General features: G+C 68.5%; 3 protein-coding genes. 2 read left to right on the forward strand and 1 reads right to left on the reverse strand.

Annotation, left to right across the window (positions count from 1 at the left end; genetic code table 11):
* Nucleotides 1-363 (reverse strand): DUF1801 domain-containing protein (locus tag CVO76_RS16715; RefSeq protein WP_208740193.1); only part of this gene is annotated, 363 nt, incomplete at its 3' end.
* A gap of 129 nt (nt 364-492) precedes the next feature.
* On the opposite strand from CVO76_RS16715, the gene CVO76_RS16720 reads away from it, so the two are divergent.
* Entirely contained in the window at nt 493-1,557 is a 1,065-nt protein-coding gene (locus CVO76_RS16720; protein ID WP_133081598.1) for a spore photoproduct lyase family protein, read from the forward strand.
* 54 nt (nt 1,558-1,611) lie between these two features.
* Nucleotides 1,612-2,563, forward strand: a 952-nt coding sequence (locus CVO76_RS16725; protein ID WP_244186075.1) for a glycoside hydrolase family 26 protein, incomplete at its 3' end; no start/stop codon positions are given.

Genomic DNA, 2,563 nt, shown 5'->3' on the forward strand with positions numbered 1-2,563 from the left:
AACGTCCAGGTCGATCCCGGCGAGGGACGTCACGTACAGGCAGCCCGCACCACGCCGGTGTCTGCCGAGGCGCGGCAGCAGCGCCTCCGCTCCGGGAGCGGCGAGCAGCCCGTACAGGGATTGCGCCGACGCCCGCGGGGAGAATCCCACGGCCAGGGCATCCCCCTCGTGGCCGGAGGCGTACCTGTAGTGGTAGCTCCCGAAACCGATCATGGTCGGTCCCCACATCACGGCGGGTTCCCGGGTCGCACGGCCCATCAGGTCGAGGAGCACGACGGCGTCGGCCCGCCGGACCGGGTGCGCGATCGCGTCGACGAAGGCCCGGGGATCCTCCTCCGTCGGTTGCGTGAGGAGCTGCGCCATGACCATTCCCTTCCCTCGGGTGCGCCGGCGGCGCCGATCCTGCCACTCTAGGGGCGCGCGGCTCCCGCCCGGAAGTGTCGGTGGCGGCCGATACTCTGGCCGCACTCCACCGACACGAAGGGTTGCATGCTGCAGGCCAACAAGCTGCTCCAGATCAGCAGGATCTATGTCGAGCCGGCCGCTGCCGCGCTGCCCCGGGGCCAGGAGATCCTCGCGCGCTGGCCGGAGGCGGACGTCGTCGAGGTGGCGAGCCACTGGCGCATCCCCGAACTCAGCGGGGACGAGGCGAACGTGCGTCGCTGGGTCCGCATCAAGACGGAGGCGCTCATCATCGGCGTCAAGAAGACCCTCACCGCCAAGCCCAACGGCAGATCCGCCGACTTCATCGCCCCCTCCACCGCGAACGGCTGCGCCATGGCCTGCGCGTACTGCTACGTGCCGCGCCACAAGGGGTACAGCAACCCGATCACCGTCTTCGCCAACATCGACCAGATCGGCGGCTACCTCGAACGACACGTCGCGCGGCAGGGCCTCAAGCTGGAGCCGAACCAGTGCGACGACCACGCCTGGGTCTACGACATTGGCGAGAACAGCGACTGCTCCGTCGATGCGCTCGTCAGCGACAACGTGCGCGACCTCGTGCACCTCTACCGCGAGCTGCCCACGGCCAAGCTCTCCTTCGCCACCAAGTACGTGAACCGGGACCTGCTGACCTGGGACCCGCAGGGGCGCACCCGGATCCGCTTCTCGCTCATGCCCGAGAAACTCGCGCGCACGGTGGACGTCCGCACGACGCCGGTGGCGGAGCGGATCGCCGCCATCAACGACTTCGTGGACGCGGGCTACGAGGTGCACGTGAACTTCTCGCCGGTCATCATCACGCCGGGCTGGCAGGAGGACTGGCGGGAGCTCTTCCGCCAACTCGACGCGTCGCTCTCGCCCGCGGCGAAGCAGCAGCTCGCCGCGGAGGTCATCTTCCTCACCCACAACCAGCAGCTGCACGAGGTCAACCTCGGCTGGCACCCGCAGGCCGAGGAGATCCTCTGGCGCCCGGACCTGCAGGAGACCAAGCGATCCCAGAACGGTTTCACCAACGTGCGGTACATCGCCTACGAGAAGCGGGGCTATCTCGACGAGCTCCTCCGCCTGGCCTCGGCCGAGCTGCCCTACTGCCGGATCCGCTACGCGTTCTAGCAGCGGCGGCGGGGGTGGTACGCCGGGCCGCCGATCCGGTTGTAGATTGGCTCCGTGGTCTCACACCTTGCGCGGATGCTTACCGTGCTCCTCCTCCTTGCCCTGTGCGCATGCAACATCAATCCCTCGGCGGTCCCCTGCGAGGTCGTCGACGGGCGGAAACTCGCTCCGACGGAGGGCACGCTCATGGGCGTGAACCTCGAATGGGGCAGGGAGACGCTCGCCGAGTACTCGGACAAGCTCGGCGAGCGTCCCGCGGTCGCCGTGACGTTCGCGGATTTCCCGTTCAGGGAGGAGGATCCGGGTCTGATCGCGTCGGCCGCGGAACAGTTGCGGCAGAACGGCGGCACGCTGCTGCTGACTCTCGAACCGATGGAGGGCCTGGAGGCGGTGACCGGCCAGCATGCCGATGATCTCGCAGCGATGCTTGCGGACTTCAACACCAATGGTGTCCCGGTGATCGTGCGCTTCGCGCACGAGATGAACGGCTCGTGGTACCCGTGGGGACAGCAGCCCGGCGAGTACATCGCCGCCTTCCGGCGGGTCGCCGACGCCGTCCACCGTGACGCGCCCGGCTCCGCCATGATGTGGGCGCCGAACTACGCCGGCGGCTACCCCTTCGCGGGCGGCACCTACGAAGCACTCCCCGGTGCGACGGGGTTCGCGGAGCTCGACACCACCGCAGACGGGTTCCTGACGGCCTTCGACGACCCCTACGCGCCGTACTACCCGGGCGACGACGCCGTGGACTGGGTGGGGATGTCCCTGTATCACTGGGGGAGCACCTATCCGTGGGGGGAGAGCGAGATGCCGGAGGATGGCAAGTTCACCGATCAGCTGACCGGGACCTACCACGGCAGCAACGGCGATGAATCGATGCTGCCGGACTTCTACGCGGACTACGGCGTGGACCACGGCAAGCCCGTCGCCATCCCGGAGACCGCGGCGCTCGTGACGGATGACATCGGCGGGCTCCGCACACTGAACATCAAGCGTGCCTGGTGGG

Source organism: Arthrobacter agilis (assembly GCF_002953615.1).
In the GTDB taxonomy this organism is placed as follows: Bacteria; Actinomycetota; Actinomycetes; order Actinomycetales; family Micrococcaceae; genus Arthrobacter_D; species Arthrobacter_D agilis_B.